Origin of the sequence: Rhizobium sophoriradicis, assembly GCF_025200795.1 — a bacterium.
Lineage (GTDB): Bacteria > Pseudomonadota > Alphaproteobacteria > Rhizobiales > Rhizobiaceae > Rhizobium > Rhizobium sophoriradicis.
In genome coordinates this window covers 358,268-375,621 of sequence record NZ_CP104156.1, presented here as the reverse complement: position 1 = coordinate 375,621, position 17,354 = coordinate 358,268, and the positions used below count along the sequence as shown (strand labels likewise).

Genomic DNA, 17,354 nt, shown 5'->3' with positions numbered 1-17,354 from the left:
GAACCGGAAGGAAACGACTATGTTGGACGTTCATCCGAACGTACTTGCTGAACTGCACCAGATCGGAGCGTCGACGGTACGATTGTGGCGCTATAGTGAGTTCGCCACCCCTATTACATCTCCTTCCGATTTAGCCTCCGCTATCGGCGTTCCCGTGGGGCGCGTTGCAAAGACGATGATTATTGCCGAGCAGAAAGCGAACGATGTGATGCGCCGGTCTCATCCTGCGCGCCACCTTTGTGCCGTTTTGCTGCCATCACCTTCAAAGATTGACATGAAAGCGGTTGCTGGCACGTATGGATGGAAACGAGCCGAGCTTGCTCAGAAAGAACAGGTACTCGATCTCTTCGGCTACCCGTCAGGAAGCGTATCACCATTCGGTCTCCAGAAGATCGCTGTACTGATCGACACCGCCCTTTTTTCTTATCCTACCGTAGTCACAGGTGCGGGCAAGGTTGGAGTCGAGCTTGAGATCGACACAAGCATGCTTTGGAAGATCGGGCAGCCGTTACAGACGCGTGGACGGGCCAGTCAAACCTAACGCCTCGTCACCTTTCATAGAGATGCCGTGAGGTAGGTTATTTCTTCGGGAAAGGAAATGCGGTTCCACGTAACGGCGCCTCGATTAGAGAATGAGGGTTCAATACGTATGTTGCGTAATCGGACTCATAGTGCGCACTATAACGAAAATCGTCACACCCGTCCCAACGTCTGCACGACATCTTCACCTCGATAGCTGTGAGGCGGATCAAGCGCGGGAACATAGCGTGAGAAGGTGGCGACCACCGTCAGGACCCGCAGTTTCTTTCCGGTTGCGAGCTGGTCGTGCACGAAGTCCATCGCCCACACGTCATTTGGTCCGACAGCCATTTGCCGATCCTCGCGAAGTTTCGCCTTAACACGGCGCTTCCGAGTCTTATTCCGCAGCTGCAGTCCCAAGTCCCTGTAAATGCGATAGGTTCGCTTGATGTTGGTGCCCCAACCCTCGCGTTCCAAAAGCACATGCACGCGACGATAGCCGTAGCGCACCCGCGCTCACAGGTCTAGACCGGCCTCGGCGCGGCGAGAGATGTAGTGATCGGTCGACCGATCGAAGTTCAACGCGCCACAGGCACGCCGGATCGAGATCGCCCAATCGCGGCACATGACACCACCTCCCGCTACCCCTCAGGCCTTAGAGCTTTCGGCGGATGGCGTCCTGCAGCATCTCACGGTCCAACGTCAGATCCGCGACGATCTTCTTCAATCGCGAATTCCCGTCCTCAAGCTGCTTGCGCCTCTTCATCTCTGGCGGCAACATGCCGGCGTACTTTTTCTTCCAGTTGAAGTAAGTCGTCTGACTGATCCCCGCCTTGCGACAAATCTCCGCGATCGAGACGCCCTCATCACCCTGCTTCAAAATGAACGCCTTCTGAGCGTCCGAAAACTGCGATGCCTTCATCGTGTTCCGTTCCTTTTCCCAGCCAGGAAAATGCACCGGAAAACTCTAACCAAAATTGGTCCAGTTTGAAGGGTTGAGAGCAATTTCCCTATCGTAAAACCTGTGATCCTATGAAGTTAAGATGGGGAATGTTAAGGACATACAACAGCGTGCACGAAAGACGCGGAAGCCAACTGCGTCACATCTATTTCTGGTATCGGCGCTGTTGCGCTGCGGCCAAAACCGCACTGGCTCCTGATCCTTCCACCTTCGGAAGGGGCCGTGATCTCGCCTGGGTCGACCGTATGCTAGTTCGATCAGCAACCCTTTGACGGTGAAGATTCCTGGTTATTCACCTGGTGGATCAATGCCATACAAACAATCAATTTTACGAAGCCATGGGATGTTATTAAACACCTCGATTATGAATTGGGGACCCCATGATGTTGCTCCACCGAGAGCAGCCGAGGGCAAGGTCACAGACCTGGCCGGTAAATGGAGACGAACATGGCCAACGTGGAACTGCAGAAGGCGCTCTCGTCTGCCAATCAAGCGCCGAGACATAGCTCTGGGTCCTTTCTTCGCCTACTGCAGGAGCCTCGTCGCATTAAACCGAATACCAGCTTTAACACATTTGGGTCGCCACAAAAGCTGAACAACCACTATCCGATCTTGCCAATCCTTGGCTTCTCAAAAGTGAACGGAGCTGTGGGTATGCGAGATGGGGTGTTACCCACCGCGAAGTCATACATGAATACGAATGATTCAATGTCATTTCAACGTGAGCATTATGATTAGCTCATCGGCGTCAGCATCGTTTTTTAGAACCAGCAGCTTTTCGATGATTCCTGGCGAAAGACATCGGGGCCACCCTCCGGTCTTGGTCACCGAAAATTCGCCGCCAAACTTGGAGACATTTAAATGACAAACTCTCTTCCCGCAAAGCTGATGGTTGGTATCTTCGACCATTTGGACGAAGACGGAAGGGAGATTGGGCGCCAGTATGAAGATCGGATGAAGTTGGCAGAGGTCTGCGATCGCCTTGGCTTTTATGGATATCACGTCGCAGAGCACCACTGTACTCCCCACGGCAGAGGACCTTCGCCGAATCTATTTCTAGCAAGCGTAGCTCAGCGCACGCAGCATCTTCGTCTCGGTCCTTTGGTTATGCTGTTGAACCTTTATCATCCGTTACGTGCGTTTGAAGAAATTTGCATGCTGGATCATCTGAGCGGTGGCAGGCTCGAGTTGGGCATGGGGCGCGGCTCCTTACCAATCGAATGGAGCTTTTTCGGTATTGATGAGGAGGTGGCGACATCGCGCTATCTCGAAGCCAGCGAGATCGTCATCCAAGCGATGAAGGAAGGAGCTCAGGCTCTTTCCTACAAAGGCGACCACTTTGAACTAGACAAAGTCCCGTTGATGTTGCGGCCACATCAACGTCCTCAGCCTCCGACATGGATTACAACCAGTCGTCCTGAGGTTGCGCGCTGGGCGGCTGAGAACGATACAAATCTTGCCTGCGGGGGCCCTGCTTCTGCTGTTCGCCAGATCACTGATGCCTACCGAGCACACGAGAGACGTACCGCCGGGGACAGGAAACGGGCGCCGTTCCTTGGGTTGGTCCGAATGGTGGTGGCCGGCAGCACGACGAAGCATGCCATTTCGCTCGCGGCCCCGGCTTATCAACGGTGGCTTCGGAGCTTTAGGTTTCTGTACGAGATTAACGGGATACAGACTCCTCAGAACCTCCCGCCGGATTTTGATGCAGCAGTAGACTGTCAGTTGTGCGTAGTTGGTACTGCTGCTTCAGTTAGGCAAGATCTTCTCGATCATGTCGAGGAAGCAGGTGCTAATTATCTTCTTTGCCAGCTGGCGTTTGGTGATTTGCCATTGGAGGCTTCCTATTACACTGCAACGAGCGTTCACTCTGGAGTTATGGCTTAATCTGGACTGGCCTCAGGTTGCTTTCCGATCACAGAGATTAAGTCTCTGTGGCCGCGCCCTCAAATCGATTGAGGAGCGTCAAGGCGAATTCAGCCATCGCCGTAGGAACAGCCATTGTGGAATGGGCTGCACTATTGGATAGTTAAAAGATATGCGATTTAAGGGCCTCGATCTAAATCTCCTTGTCGCGCTCGATGCACTAATGATTGAGCGCAACCTTACTGCGGCGGCACGTAGCATTAATCTGAGCCAGCCCGCAATGAGTGCAGCTGTCCGCCGGCTCCGCTCCTATTTCCGCGATGAACTATTTACGATGCGTGGTCGTGAGTTCGTTCCAACTCCGCGTGCGGAAGACCTCGCGCCTGCGATTCGTGAGGCTTTACAGCATATTCGGCTCAATATCATACCCTGGGATAAATTTACTCCTGATCAATCAGATCGTCATTTCCGAGTAAGCTTATGCGATTTCGTTACAGTTGTTCTTTTTCAGAAGATACTGGAGCGTCTTGCGCGGGAAGCACCCGGCATTAGTTTTGACTTGCTGCCTCTTACTGACAATCCAGACGAGCTTTTGCGACGCGGCGACGTAGACTTCCTTATTAGCCCACCGCTATTCATGTCGAGCGCGCACCCTAAGATAGATCTATTTCAGGAACGACTGACTTGCGTCGGCTGCAGTAATAACAAACAACTTGAGGAAGCCCTTACTGCCGAGGAGTATTCTTCAATGGGGCACGCGGTAGTTAGGTTCGGTCGGACGCAGCAGCCTACCATAGAAGATTGCTTCTTGCAGGAGCATGGCCTCAAGAGGCGGGTCGAAGTCGTTGTTTCAAGCTTTAGCATGATCCCCGCCGCCCTAATGGGCACCGATCGCATTGCAACCGTTCCGTTACGACTAGTTGGGCTTTTTGAGGACACGATACCATTGCGGATGACTGCGCCCCCGATAGCGCTGCCGACATTCACCGAGGCAGTCCAATGGCCGGTACTTCACGACAAAGATCCGGCAAATATCTGGATGCGAGATATAATGGTTCAGGAGGCAGCGCGATTGCCGTGACCATCCTGAAACCTAGGAAGCTGGGCTGCATTGGGAGCGACGACCCGCGACGCGGCCGATTAGCTGAAGACGGCACCACCTGTGAGTGACCCGCAGGCCATTTTATCGACGAAGCTGAGCGCTACGCCCGTCGCCGATCGGCCGCCCTTCGGACGATTGCGCGACGTGCTGTCTAGCACCTTCGGCGGCAAATCGAAGGGTGCTGGGGGACCACAATTGCTCCGCACCGCAACCCGCCGCTACCGCCGCAAATACAGCAACCCAAAACCGTCGGAGCGAACTCAAAACTGGATAAAACTTGGGGGCAAGGTCAGCGGCCTTCCCCGGATGGATACCTTTGAAAAGCCTCTTTGGTGGCTGTTGAACTTATTCGGGCTCGGGCGGATCTTACTCAAGCAGGAACCTTGGTCAGGAACCGGATTGTTGTAGCAACCCATGTATTTTAGGTGCGTTGGAGGACATCATACGGGAAGCTTCCTCAACCAATATCTCCCTGAACCAGATGCTCCCTGGATCGGCATTATGGAGCGCTGGCCATTGAACAGCTTCTGTGAAGACGGGGAGCGGTAACGGAAGGTTGATGATCCGCAAAGGGAAAGTACTTTCGTAATGCTCGACTAAGCGAAGCGGTAGGTTAGCTATGCGGTTCGTGCCACGCAGGACTGGTGGTATTAAGCTAAACCCTTGCACGACGACCTCCACCCGCCTCTGAATACCATTCTCGAGCAAGAACCAGCCCTCGACCGATGGCTTCAAAAAGCGCCCAAACGCGGCAGCGACGTGTCCCGTGGAGACATATTGCTCGATCGTCAGCGCTGAAGGTAGGTCCACATTTGTCGAACAGGCTACACATACAAACTTCTCTGTGAACAGTTTTGCGCTCGGGTGTGCGCCCGAGAGAAAAAATTCAGGCACGATGAGGAAGTCGACGTCACCGCGGCTAAGCATCTCGTACGGATCACTATCCAAAGGCAGCAACTCAAAGCTGACTGCGGGCGCTTCTCGAGCAACTCGCTCAATGATTTTATTGAAGTATATCAGCATCATGAAATCGGACAGAACTATTCTAAAGCATCTGTCAGACTTCGACGGGTTAAACGGCTCCCAAGAGATGATTGAGCATTGTACCTGCAAGAGAGTTTCACGCACTGCCGAGGCAAGTCCTTCGGCACGGGGCGTCAGCCGAAGTTCTCGACCATTCATTGTAAACAATTCGTCGCGGAAATAGTCCCGAAGCCTACCAATGGCGGCACTCATTGCTGGTTGACTTAGATTGATACTACGTGCGGCAGCCGTTAGGTTGCGCTCGGTCGTGAGCGCATCCAATGCAACGAGCAGGTTTAGATCAAGGCCCTTGAAACGCATCTTTAGTCACATCCAAACAACGGATATTTTATATCCAAACAATCGATTTTTCCAGTACAGAACCTTCCAGCATAGATCCAATGAAGGTTCGTCAAAAAGGCTTAGGTTAGTTTGGTGATCAATTAAGTAGGCCGCATAGTTACGATAGACGTTATAGTTGCAGATAATCCACTTTAAATATCGAATGGCACCTTAGCAATAGGCGATGTGGAGCGGCGTCACCGAGCGACATGAAATGCTAGTGAACGGATGGGCGGAAGTAGGTTCATCATATCGCGATACCGGAGAGGCTTTGCCGTACGCTGGCTATCGACTGGCGGGCTCCTTCTGTTTGGAAGCATGTTCAAGATATTGGTGGCGTGCCAGTAATTTGTGATGAAAAGATCAACGCGCCTGAAGGCGCTTGAGGAAGAGAACGCCACACTGAAGAGACTGCTCGCCGAGCAGATCCTGGATACGGCCCCACTTCCCGAGCTCCTTAAAAAAATAGAAAGGGCCGCCGCCAAGCGCGACGCCGTCGCACGCCAGAAAGCCGTCGTGGGCCTTTCGGAACGAAGTAGGTCGCCCGACTGCCGCCTTGCGTTCTCCGCTATCGAGATGCCGTCATCCGGTCGGCGTCCGCGTTACTCGCCTCGGGATCGTCAAAGCGGTTGCCGTCATTAAAAGCTAAGAATTCGGCCGGACTTGCCTAAATCGTCTTTCATAAGCCTCTATGAAGGCTTCCGGAATCGGGTCGCTAAACAATGGGAAATCAACCGGTTTGCGTAAGCCGGTGCTTGGCCGGATAGTGCCGCCATCGAGCCCCGGCCGCCATCCGGCTCCGAAAAAGAAAGCACCATACCGCGCCGCAAGCATCGGGGTCACAGGATTAAGAAGGCTTAGAAATACGGAAACTTCCGCTGCGCTGACTGAGGTATCTGCCCTTGAAAAAGACGCAACGTCGAAAAAGGCGTCTATGGCGTCCATGGCATCCCAGACGCGCAAGTCCTGCACCGCTTCGGAATATCGTTTAACATTGTGGTTCTGCTCGACTGTCAGCTTGTCGGCCGTCAGCGTCTCGTTACATCCGGCGTACTTGCGCAAAGCCGTTTCGAAAGCACGAATTCTAGCCGCGGTCTGAAGCAGCCCCTCGATCAGAAAATCGTTGTCGTTTGCGCCAAATGGCTTGGCGAGGCTAGCCAAATAGTAGCGCAGCACGTTCGTGTCGATATCTGCTGCCACCTCGTCAGCCCACACAGCGTGGTCACGGCTAGTAGAAAATTTCGCGCCTTCGAGCTTATAAAAGTCCTGAATTGCATGGTTGTATGGAATCGCATAACCGCGCGAGAACAAACTAGCAGTAACGCCGATCGTGTAATAAAACCGGTTATCCTGACCCATGAAGAATACGAGTCTCGTGCTCGCGTTGCGCATAGTGTCATCGAGATCTGCGCCATTTTGCTTGCAGAGGCGTTCGATTCCTGTCTCATAGCACCACAATCCTTCAAACCAAGTCATTAAAGTTTGGCCTGCCACCTCCACCGGGGAGTTCAAAGTCACACCACGGTCGAAATGCCGCGACATCGGCAATGCCATCAGTTTTGACCGTAGCCAGTCAAGTTCTTTGCGCTTTATGGATTCCGGCCATCCGCTCGCCTCAATGGCGTGATCGAGCCCCGGAGCAAATTTTTCAAGCTCAAAATGAACCTGTCGAATCGGGCGCAAGATAAGGCTCTGGCCGCATGTCGTGTGAATCGGGTTGCGTAGTAGATTGTGTTGCAGCGCCGAGCCGCAATCTTCGCAAAGGTTACTATCTGTTGGCGCGTTACAAGCTGGACACTCTCCGACCGCGAGTGAGTCTGCGGCGAACTCTTCGCACGTCCCGCAATACAGTTGCTCTCCGTCGCGCAGCTCAACGTAGCCGGACGCTCTTAGTTGGTCGTAGATCGCCAAGCTGCGGTCTTTGTGGTCTTCGCTTGAAGTCCTTACAAATACGTCCGGTTCAATATCAACTGACCGCAGACACTGCAGAATTTCTTCAATGTGCATGTGTGCGACGTCATCAACCGGCCTGCCAAGCTTTCGGGCTTTCACCAGCGTGTAAGTGCCATGTTCGTCCGCACCTGTCACGTGATAGGCCGCGTTGCCTACCATGCGGTGGTAGCGTACGAACACGTCGGCGAGAAGGTACACGCCACCTATATGCCCAAGATGCAGCTTGCCGTTCGGGCACGGCGGCGCCGAGCAGGCAAAAAAAGTATGTTGGTTTGCTCTCAATTCAATCCCACCATATCGAAAGGAACTTTAAGCTGGTTTGAGGGCTGCTATTTTTGATCGCGTGTTTTTGGTGCGGCGCTATATAGACCATCGTGTCCCCACTGACTGCGGAGGTTTCTCCATCGGATTGAAACACGCCGCTGCCCGAGATCAATACCCAGAGTTCGTGCTCTGGGTGCGAATGAAGATCGACCGCATCGCCAGGTACCACCTCCACAATCGATGTGCCGAAAGCCGTTGCGACTGCCTGCGGTAGATGCTCAAGTAACCGGCACACCAGAACGCCATACTCCTGGCGCATGATTGAGCGGTCGATCTGTTTCGTATACATGTTTGCCTCTGTCCTCTGCCTTCAATCGCGATAGAAAATGCCGTTCGGCGGCTTGAGCTCGTCGATGTTGGAGACCTTGCCCTCGGGAGGGTTGTAGGCGCGTTTCAGTTTGTTGTATTCGGCCCTCGTTGGCCCACCAGTTGAGGCACGCTGGAACACGAGATAAATCACCCTTCGAGAATTTTCACTTTTGTTGGGCTTTGAGTAATGTGGGGCATAGTCGTCAAAGATGAAAATGTCACCGGCCTTCCACGTTACGGGCTCCCAGGCCAGCCTGTCCGCGACCTCGGGGTACATTACGCCGCCGGCGTCCATTGGGAACACGCCCTTTTTGTGGTTCCCGGGGCTGAAGAAAAGCCCTCCGTTGTCTGGGCCGGAATCGTCGATGCCTATTGCAACAATCGCGTGCACCATCCGGTCTGGTAGCTTATGTGGGATATGGTAGATGTCCTGATGCGGGCGATAGCCGCCGCTGTCGGAGTACTTAAAGATCAGCAACTCTTTGAGCATGCGGGCATTTTCCCCCAGTAACTCTTCGACGATCGACTCGATACGGTGGTCAGCCAGCAGTAAATCACGCAGGGGGGCGTTAAATTCGAGGAAGTTCTCGACCTTCGAAATGATCCTCCTACCGTCAGTTGTTTTTTCGAACCATATCAGCCATTTGTCTTCACTTGTCTCCCAGCACGAAACATCAGCCACAAGAGCTGAAAGTTTATCTCGGCTTTCTAGATCGAGAAATGACTCAATCCTAATGTATCCAACGTCATCCCATGTTGATTTTTGTTCTTTGGTTAACATGTGTAACTCCTTTTTAGATTTAAAGCCGCCTGGTAAAGCTGCGTCGTGAGCAGGCGCCCCGAGCTGCACTGCACTGGAGTGTTATCTTGCGTTTTGTGTCTCTTGAGCGGGAAGTAAACCTAGGCACCCAAGGATCGGCCGATCTGGGACGTTCAGATAGTATTCACGCCGAAGCAGGCTATTGATGATGCGACCGTTTCGGTAGGCGACGAGCGATAGATTCACACTCTGCAAGCCACTTTGGACTGGGGATCGGTTTTGCAGATATACCTGGCCGGGGGCGTTGTCCTCGAATTGAACGGAGTAATCGTCCTTCACGACCGGCAGACCGCCTTCCATAGAAGCGGAAGCCAATAGGCGATCGATAAACGCTAGCGGGCGAGGCTCGAAACCGGTGGCGAGTACGACCCGATCAGCCACTACAGTCGGTCGCTGACAGGTGCCGTGCGAAGCCAACAGCGCGTGCCAACCGTCCGCATGAGGAGACAACTCCTTCATGACGACTGCGGGTAGCAGTTGAATGACATCGTCAATATTGCCAGTCGCGCTGCGGTGATAGATAGTTTCGTAAATGCGGTTGCTCAATTCTGCTGAAATGCCGTCACTGGTGAGTTTTTCGTCGTCGACAATAGTGCGACGTTTTTTAAGTGGCAGCGAATGAAAGCGCTGGCTGTAAGACGGCGTGTATGACACGTTGATAAAAGAGCTGTCATCCCTCGTGAACAGGTTCCCGCGTGACGTCACCCATGTAATTTTACCGATACCCGGACTGCCCAATAGGTGTTCAACAACCTCCGCACCGCTCTGCCCCCCACCAACGACTAATACGCGTTCACCGATGTCGATTTGTGGCCGATCCAGATAGCTCGCCACATGGTAGACCTTCTCGCCCAGCCAAGGTTTGGCGCATTCGGGAATTGTTGCAACGACACCGACGCCAATCGCAACTGAGCGTGCATGGTAGTGATCTCGAGTCGTCGTCACGCGGTAACCCTCGTCTAATCTGGTTACGTCGGTAACCTCCTCCCCAAACCGGAGTTGTGGCAACTGATGCGCAACCCATTGGAAATACTGTGTGAACTCTCTTCGCGACGTGGTCGCGTCGCACCGGTTTACGAAGCTGTACAGCCGTCCATGCACCGCGAGGTAGTTGAGAAACGAAAACGGACTGGTCGGATCTGCAAGTGTCACACAGTCCTTCAGCGGAGATACCTGCAGGCGACTGTTGGGCAGCAGCAGCCCAGGATGCCAATCGAAGCCGCTTTCCTTTTCGAAAAAGGCAGTGCGCAGCGGCGTCGGACACGCGAGTGCTGCAAGACTAAGATTAAAGGGTCCGATGCCTATACCGATGAGATCCAGCACTTGCATAAACACACTTCCTTTGGTTGGGCGGGCACGTGGGCAGCGATACGGAAATCATTATCGAAGGACGTCTGTCTCCTACACCGCCCTCCACAATGTCTGACTGGCGATTGCGATGTTGAGAGCGACCAGACCCGCCATCACGAGCATGGCAACGTCGATGCCATAAACAGCAATTAATGTGCCACCGAGATACGGGAATTCGAACGAACCCACGAAAATAAGCGAGTGTAAAGACTTGGGAGGCCGTTGAGATTGACAGACCACGTTCGCCAGCGAGGTTCACCACCATCGCATTCAAGGTCGAATAAGTGAGACCGTAGCCTATCGCAAAGAGAACGGTGGCGACGACGTACAGCAGCTCGCTTCCCGGGTTCAAAACCAAAAGTCCGATCCCAATCAGTGTCGTCACGAAGAGGGTGAGTGCTAGGCGCCCAAGCGGCAACTTACCGATCATACCCGCGACGGAGAATCGCAATGTGACAGTCGTGACGGTGAATGTCAGAAAGAAGACATTCGGTGAGAGTCCGCGCGTTTCGGCATATATGCTTTGAAACGTGGACAGGCCTGCGAACGTACAAGCACCGATCGCCAACATGACCACCGGCAACACCGTTCTCCCCCACAAAATAGACATGGTCGTCGGATCGGATAAGCGACGGCGCTGGTAGAAAGTTGCGGCTGATGCTGATCTGAACCCTTCAAACTGGACCAATTTTGGTTAGAGTTTTCCGGTGCATTTTCCTGGCTGGGAAAGGGACCAGAAGACGATGAAAGCGTCGCAGTTTTCGGACGCTCAGAAGGCGTTCATTCTGAAGCAAGGTGATGAAGGCGTGTCGGTTGCTGAAATCTGCAGGAAGGCGGGGATCAGCCAGGCGACTTATTTCAACTGGAAGAAAAAATACGCGGGCATGCTGCCACCGGAGATGAAGAGGCTGAAACAGCTCGAGGACGAGAATTCGCGCCTGAAGAAGATCGTCGCGGATCTGACGCTGGACCGCGAGATGTTGCAGGATGTCATCCGCCGAAAGCTCTAAGGCCTGCTCGGAAGCGGGAGATGGTGAAAGGCATGTGCTGCGATTGGGCGATCTCGATCCGACGTGCTTGTGGAGCGTTGAACTTCGATCGATCAACTCACCACTATACCTCTCGCCGTGCTGATCAGGCCGGTCTGGAACGTCGTATTCGCGAGATCTGCGAGATCCGTGTGCGGTACGGCTATCGCCGCGTGCATGTGCTGTTGGAACGCGAGGGTTGGGGCACCAACATCAAGCGAACCTACCGCATTTACAGGGACTTGGGGCTACAGTTGCGGAACAAGACACCGAAGCGGGGGGTAAAAGCCAAGCTTCGCGAGGATCGGCACATGGCCGTCGGACCCAACGACGTCTGGGCGATGGACTTCGTTCACGACCAACTCGCAACGGGTAAGAAACTGCGCGTGCTGACGGTGGTCGACACCTTCTCGCGCTACGTGCCGGTGCTTGATCCACGTCATAGCTATAGAGGCGAAGACGTTGTGCAAACCCTTGAACGGGTGTGCCAAAAAGCCGGCTATCCGAAAACGATCCGTGTCGACCAAGGGACCGAGTTCGTGTCGCGCGACTTGGACCTGTGGGCCTATTCCAAGGGTGTGACGTTGGACTTCTCACGCCCCGGCAAGCCGACTGATAATGCTTTCATCGAAGCGTTCAATGGCCGCTTCCGTGCAGAATGCCTGAACCAGCATTGGTTCCTGACCCTTGCGGATGCCCGCGAAAAGATGGAGGATTGGCGTAGATACTACAATGAGGAAAGACCTCATGGTGCGATCGGCAACAAGGTGCCGATCTCGTTGGTGAATTCGGGAGGCGCAACCAGCCCGCCTCCCTGAATGAAGCCGGAAAACTCTAGCATCCGGTGGTCCAACGTTTGGGAGCGTTTCAAAGACCGCCGAGGCTCTAATCGCCGCCGGATGAAAATTCAGTGGCAGGTCATTTGGTCTCGATGTTGCACAAGGAGCCAATTCCAGCGGCCACGAAGTACTTGGTATGCACCCGTGGGAACAACATGGGCGCTTCAATTGAACGGAAACTCAAATTTATGGCTGGCTCTGACAAATTACGGACGATCAGCGATAGTTCGGGTCTCCAGCGGGATTGCAGCATGAGGCCGGCAGTCAATACCAAAGGACATTACTGCGACTTCGCCGAATGCCGGTAATAGACATCCGCCAGAATGTGGTGGTCATGGCGGTAGACTTCGGCCATGATATTATAGAGGCTTGGATCGTGAGCCTCGAAATCTTCTGATGTGGCAATGGTGAGATTGCCTCGGCTGTAAGCCAAGTTCGTATTGAACCAAAATCGCGTGCCCTCGGCCCAATACTCATCGACGTTGTTCTCCATATAGGAACACGCCCAGAGGCCTTTCTCGTAGGCGTGCGAATAGGCACGTTCAACTCGTGCAACGAGATCAGGATCTACCGTGCGCAGCGCGTTGAAAATATTATGTGAGAATTCGTGAACAAGAATGTTCCCGCCGTAATACCGCGTGCCCGGCACGCCCATCAAATTCTCCACAGCTCCCGTCGTGTAGAGCCCGCCCATGCCGCGCGCCCTTTGTGCCCAGTAGTCTCGGGCAGTCATCTTGCCGATCGTGTTGGCGTAATCCCGCCGCTCGTCAGGGGTGAGACGTGGATCATCGGGAAGAGGCTTCTTCCAATCCCGCTGCTCGGGAATATCAGTCGTCGTCTCGTCAATTGCCATGACGCCCACCCGCGCTCCAGCCTGGATTAAAGCATCGCGGACATCACGGCGTTCTGACAACATGTAGAGGACAATGTCACGTGAGATCAATAGTGCCGTGTCTGGAACCTTGTTTGACGAAATAATAGGTATGCCCGCTGCGTCAGCATATTTGGCATAAAATGGATCCAGATTGAGTGATGTCGGTGGGCTGCGAACTATGAAAGTCTCGAAACTCGATACATCAGCCGCGGACAAAGGCGAGTCAGATAAGACATTCTCAGCGCCGCCGAGTCTGCCTGCGGATGCAGCAAGAAGGTACCCACCGCACAACACCATCCCCATCGAGCATACATCCATCATCGTGACCTCTCGTTAACGGCTGTCTTTCGTGAGACGACGCAACAACCGTGCCAGTCACTAAGTATTTCCTCGGGGGCTCATCGGCGCCGCCGGCTCTGTACCAGACCATGTGCGTGACGATCGGCATCCGGTGACCAGGGTATGACGATCACCTCATACCGTTATCTAGGAGAAAATTGCGATCTCGCGGCCGCCTCGCCAGTCCTGGGAGGCGTTTGCTGTGTCCGGGGTCCTAAAAGCTTGCACCGGAAACGCACTGATCTAGGAATCCATTCCTGTACCCATCATCTTCTCCCGAGGTCGGGATCGCCAGGCAAGTATGTCCTCTGGCAATCTTCGCCGATACCCAGCGTGCCGGTCCATGGGCTGCGATAGCCAAAGCGAACCAGGGCGTTTTGCGAGGGGAACCCCTTTCAGATTCAACAGGAGAATGCTGCTGCCTATCGCCGCGTCCCATTTTGTGTGGAATCAGACTGTCGCAAACCGAACATTCCGAAAAAACCCCTCCGCCAGGTCGGGTCGTTCGACGACTTTCGACGCCGGGATAGACCAGCCCGGTTCCGCCGAGGGTTCTAATGTGATCTCGACAATTTGCCTGATTATCGCCGAAAACGTCTTTGGCTTGCTTCTGCCTGAGTAGCGAGCCTCTCAGTCATGGTCAACTTTTCAGTTCAATGTCCTGGATGCCTGATCAAGATGATCCAGCATGATGGACAAGGCGGCATGTTCACGAAGAAGTTGGAGCAGCCGCTTCATCTGGCGTCGGCAGCCGATGGCAGGCCGATTGATTGGAACGCATCCATTGGACGGATGAGTTCCATCCAAACAAATGATTTCACCAGCTTATACCAGTGCCATTAGAAGCGCCCCAACGAGTGCGTATCAAGTAGTTGCTCTGTCGACGCCTGGACAGAGTATTAAGTGGAGGTTTAGGTATGAGCCCTCAGGTGCGGTGGAAAGTGTGCTGGGAAAACGAGTTGGAGCTCTCTGACCACACGGAGCTCGCAGATTTCTTTCGGAAGACCTATGGGCCAACTGGAGCTTACAACGCCCTTCCATTCGAAGGTGCTCGTAGTTGGTCAGGAGCTAGGCCCGAGCTTCGCGTAATAGGCTATGATGCGCACGGTGTGGCCGCTCACATGGGGTTGTTGCGTCGTTTCGTTCGGGTTGGCGAGGTCGATCTACTCGTATGCGAGCTTGGATTGTGGGGCGTGCGTCCAGATCTTGAGGGGTACGGCATTAATTCGATGCGCATTGTTTACCCAGTGCTGCAGCAACTTGGCGTTCGGTTTGCGTTCGGCGGTGTTCGGCAGGCGTTGCGCAACCTTGTTCTCAGGCTCTGCCGAAATGGTCTTGCGACGGTTTTGGAAGGGGTACGCGTGCGATCCACCCTTGCCGATGTTTATCTCAACCTCCCGCCGACGCGCTGTGAAAACGTAATTTTGGTAGTATTCCCAATAGGATGCTCAATGAGTGATTGGCCATCGGGGACCTTGATCGAGCGGAATGGCCCTGAGCTATGAAAGAGCATGGTCCCATAGCTGAAGTTATCCGAAGAGACGGTGGCGGCCCAGTGATCGGTGCGTCTATTTAACCCTCGATGACGGACCGACCCACACGATGACACATCCCGCACCTTTCGATCTGCGAACGCTTAGACGTCAAGCGTGAGATATTCGAGACAAGCAGGACCATCAGGAACATATGCCCCGAAGCCTCGGTACCGCAATCCGGGCACCTGGTGGAAGTATGAACATCATCGGCTAATGCCGTATTTTTGCGCGCTCGCGGGTTCACGATCCGCGCTCCTCGTTCGACCCGCTAACTGACGCCACTGCCGCAGAGCACGGCATCGGAGCCTGCGCACAAGCGCACTGCCGACCATACTGCGATGGCCGACAACCCAGATCTTCTTGTTGGACAAGTCGTACACTCAGAGCTCTTCCCGGCTGTTCAGGGCCTTCCAGTGCTTGACATCCTCGCGCACCATCTCGGCGACGAGCTCCTGAACCGGGGCCTTGTGTTGCCAGCCCAGCTTCTGGCGGGCCTTGGTCGGATCACCGGCAGAAGATCAACTTCCGTCGGGCGGAGGTATCGAGGATCGACTTCAACAAGGCAGGCACCGGACGCGGAGTCGTAGCAGTCGACGCCGGACGCCTTCCATTCCAAAGTAATGTTCACGTCGGCAAAAGCCCGCTCGAGAAATTGGCCGACACTCGTCGTCTCGCCGGTCGCCAAGACGTGGCCATCCGGTTTGTCCTGCTGCAGCATGCGCGACATGCCCTCGACATACTCACGTGCGTGGCCCCAGTCGTAGCTCCTGGCGCTGTTTTTGGCCAGCTGTCGGGCGCGGCGGGCCTGCGCGATCGAAGTTGGCTTGTTCAGCCACAAGGCGAAGCTCTATCACCTGGGCGCTCGCAGCGTCTCCCGTGCGATACGCCATTTCTCTCTTGGCTACAGGGATGTGCGATTGTCTCCTGTTTTCAAAGCTCTTTGTCCTGCTGATGGTCGCGGTCGCGCTGGCGCGCGGTCGACCTAGACATGTCCTGCGATTGATGAATCGATTGTGAGGTGACGAGAGCGACCGAAGCTGATTCAACATCCACAGCGAAGAGGTGGATGATGGGACAGGCCCTGAGCGATGATCTTCGAATACGGGTTTTGAAAGCGTCTGCGGCGGGCATGTCGGCTCGACAGGCTGCGGCTCGTTTCGGAGTTGGGATTTCGACGGCGATCCGCTGGATTGAAGAGCGAAAGAGGGTGAGTTAACTGCTCTGCCACAGAGCTGGAGACGACCTTCGGCAGTGGATGCACACGAGGAATTCGTTGTCGCGTTGATCAACGAGCGTAGGGATGTGACGCTCGATGAGATGGTTGAGCGCTTGTCCGTCGAGCGGCAGGTGAAGATCAGCCGCAGCGCACTTGGCGCCTGGCTTCGAGGCCGTGGGTGGACCTTTAAAAAAAGACCGCACACGCACTGGAGCAGGACCGACCGGACGTCCTGAAGCGCCGGCGCGCCTGGTTCGATGGTCAATTGGACCTCGATCCGGAGAAACTGATCTTCATCGACGAAACCGGCCTCTCGACCAAGATGTCACGTCTGCGCGGACGTGCATTGCGAGGTGAGCGTTTGCCGTGCCGGCGTGCCGCACGGCCATTGGAAAACAACGACTTTCACCGGTGCGTTGCGCCTCAGCGGAATGACCGCCCCATTCGTCTACGATGGCGCGATGAACGGCAACGTCTTCCTTGCGTATGTCGAACAGGTGCTGGTGCCGCCCCTGGAGATCGGCGACGTCGTCATTATGGATAACCTGCCTGCACACAAGATAGCCGGTGTCCGCGATGCCATCGAACGTGCCGGCGCCAAGCTCATGTTCCTGCCGCCCTATAGTCCGGACTTCAATCCAATCGAGAACGCATTCTCGAAGCTGAAAGCCATGTTGCGAGGCCGAGCCGAGCGAAAGATCGATGCTCTATGGGATGCGGTCGGGGCCTTGATACCTCGCTTCACTGCGGCAGAATGCGCAAACTACCTTAAGGCCGCTGGATATGACCCAGATTGAGCAGGATTTGCTCTAGCGGTGCAAGTGATGCCATCACGACACCGTCTGTCGGCTTTGTCTGATCGGCGACATTAGGTTTGTTTGGCAGTTTCCTGTGGTGGTTCGGAGTAACTTTCTGAAACCCAACAAAAGGATCTTTCCTTTGGCTCGATCGGCC

12 protein-coding genes and 4 pseudogenes are annotated in these 17,354 nt (G+C 54.4%); 8 read left to right on the top strand and 8 right to left on the bottom strand.

What is annotated here, in order from left to right:
- Window positions 1-19: 19 nt before the first annotated feature.
- Window positions 20-541 (top strand): aminoacyl-tRNA deacylase, encoded by a 522-nt coding sequence (locus N2597_RS32580; RefSeq protein WP_004677747.1) that lies wholly within the window; start codon window positions 20-22, stop codon window positions 539-541.
- A gap of 155 nt (window positions 542-696) precedes the next feature.
- Here N2597_RS32580 and N2597_RS32575 read toward each other — a convergent pair.
- Window positions 697-1,441: pseudogene (locus N2597_RS32575) on the bottom strand (transposase); the annotation flags it as partial.
- Window positions 1,442-2,341: 900 nt separating this feature from the next.
- Between N2597_RS32575 and N2597_RS32570 the strand changes: the two are divergent.
- The 3 genes from N2597_RS32570 to N2597_RS32560 all read left to right on the top strand — a co-directional run bounded on the left by N2597_RS32570 (window position 2,342) and on the right by N2597_RS32560 (window position 4,856).
- Entirely contained in the window at window positions 2,342-3,367 is a 1,026-nt protein-coding gene (locus tag N2597_RS32570; protein ID WP_012489592.1) for an LLM class flavin-dependent oxidoreductase, read from the top strand.
- 151 nt (window positions 3,368-3,518) lie between these two features.
- A complete protein-coding gene (gene nodD3 / locus N2597_RS32565) occupies window positions 3,519-4,427 on the top strand; it encodes a transcriptional regulator NodD3 (RefSeq protein WP_004677763.1) in 909 nt (302 codons plus the stop codon).
- A gap of 81 nt (window positions 4,428-4,508) precedes the next feature.
- Window positions 4,509-4,856 (top strand): hypothetical protein, encoded by a 348-nt coding sequence (locus N2597_RS32560; protein WP_012489591.1) that lies wholly within the window; start codon window positions 4,509-4,511, stop codon window positions 4,854-4,856.
- Here N2597_RS32560 and nodD2 read toward each other — a convergent pair.
- Window positions 4,836-5,792: a transcriptional regulator NodD2 gene (gene nodD2 / locus N2597_RS32555; RefSeq protein WP_004677768.1), complete on the bottom strand. Its 957-nt coding sequence runs from the start codon at window positions 5,790-5,792 to the stop codon at window positions 4,836-4,838. The genes N2597_RS32560 and nodD2 overlap by 21 nt on opposite strands.
- A 387-nt stretch (window positions 5,793-6,179) precedes the next feature.
- Here nodD2 and N2597_RS32550 point away from each other — a divergent pair.
- Window positions 6,180-6,347: pseudogene (locus tag N2597_RS32550) on the top strand (IS3 family transposase); the annotation flags it as partial.
- A gap of 111 nt (window positions 6,348-6,458) precedes the next feature.
- On the opposite strand, the gene N2597_RS32545 reads toward N2597_RS32550, so the two are convergent.
- From N2597_RS32545 to N2597_RS32530, 4 genes are all read right to left on the bottom strand, one after another.
- Window positions 6,459-7,988, bottom strand: coding sequence for a class I tRNA ligase family protein (locus N2597_RS32545; RefSeq protein WP_245426159.1), 1,530 nt, complete (start codon window positions 7,986-7,988; stop codon window positions 6,459-6,461).
- Window positions 7,989-8,049: 61 nt separating this feature from the next.
- Window positions 8,050-8,379 (bottom strand): cupin domain-containing protein, encoded by a 330-nt coding sequence (locus tag N2597_RS32540; protein ID WP_004677772.1) that lies wholly within the window; start codon window positions 8,377-8,379, stop codon window positions 8,050-8,052.
- A 21-nt stretch (window positions 8,380-8,400) separates the two neighbouring features.
- Window positions 8,401-9,180, bottom strand: a complete 780-nt coding sequence (locus N2597_RS32535) for a phytanoyl-CoA dioxygenase family protein (RefSeq protein ID WP_010018321.1) — start codon at window positions 9,178-9,180, stop codon at window positions 8,401-8,403.
- A gap of 81 nt (window positions 9,181-9,261) precedes the next feature.
- Window positions 9,262-10,548 carry a lysine N(6)-hydroxylase/L-ornithine N(5)-oxygenase family protein gene (locus tag N2597_RS32530; protein ID WP_010009012.1) on the bottom strand — a complete coding sequence of 429 codons (1,287 nt, stop codon included), beginning with the start codon at window positions 10,546-10,548 and terminating at the stop codon, window positions 9,262-9,264.
- 764 nt (window positions 10,549-11,312) lie between these two features.
- Between N2597_RS32530 and N2597_RS32525 the strand changes: the two genes are divergently transcribed.
- Window positions 11,313-12,415, top strand: a protein-coding gene (locus tag N2597_RS32525) for an IS3-like element ISRel21 family transposase (RefSeq protein ID WP_085994809.1) whose coding sequence is annotated in 2 segments (ribosomal slippage) — window positions 11,313-11,574 and window positions 11,574-12,415 — 1,104 coding nt in all. Because the reading frame shifts where the segments join, the coding sequence is not laid out codon by codon here.
- A 301-nt stretch (window positions 12,416-12,716) separates the two neighbouring features.
- Here N2597_RS32525 and N2597_RS32520 read toward each other — a convergent pair.
- Window positions 12,717-13,631, bottom strand: coding sequence for a hypothetical protein (locus tag N2597_RS32520; RefSeq protein ID WP_010034735.1), 915 nt, complete (start codon window positions 13,629-13,631; stop codon window positions 12,717-12,719).
- A 935-nt stretch (window positions 13,632-14,566) separates the two neighbouring features.
- Here N2597_RS32520 and nodA point away from each other — a divergent pair.
- Window positions 14,567-15,154 carry a nodulation N-acyltransferase NodA gene (gene nodA, locus N2597_RS32515; protein WP_004679687.1) on the top strand — a complete coding sequence of 196 codons (588 nt, stop codon included), beginning with the start codon at window positions 14,567-14,569 and terminating at the stop codon, window positions 15,152-15,154.
- Between the two features lie 410 nt (window positions 15,155-15,564).
- On the opposite strand, the pseudogene N2597_RS32510 reads toward nodA, so the two are convergent.
- Window positions 15,565-15,944 (bottom strand): annotated as a pseudogene (locus tag N2597_RS32510) (GDP-mannose 4,6-dehydratase); the annotation flags it as partial.
- Window positions 15,945-16,253: 309 nt separating this feature from the next.
- Between N2597_RS32510 and N2597_RS32505 the strand changes: the two are divergent.
- Window positions 16,254-17,197: pseudogene (locus N2597_RS32505) on the top strand (IS630 family transposase).
- Window positions 17,198-17,354 lie beyond the last annotated feature (157 nt).